This is a genomic window from Peribacillus sp. N1 (assembly GCF_054600815.1).
Map to the genome: position 1 here is coordinate 1 of NZ_BAAHZO010000156.1, position 229 is coordinate 229.

At 25.3% G+C, this 229-nt stretch carries 1 protein-coding gene; it reads right to left on the reverse strand.

What is annotated here, in order from left to right; translation table 11 throughout:
* Positions 1-229, reverse strand: a 229-nt coding sequence (locus tag ACYP5M_RS26895; RefSeq protein WP_459735768.1) for a hypothetical protein, incomplete at both ends; no start/stop codon positions are given.

Here is a 229-nt window from a genome sequence, read left to right on the forward strand (position 1 = left end):
AAATACTTTTAATAATTGGTTCTTTTCTTCTTCTAATAATAGCTCTAAGTCTGATATATTCTGATTATAATTTACTATTACTGATTTGAAAACATTAAAAAATCTATCAGTCAAAATCCTGACATCAAACTCGGAAAGCTGTTTTTTTTTATAGATAACCTTTATGTTACATGATTCAGATTGAGTTGATTCAAGTATAAATGAGAAATGATATTTGCTTGAACTTCGT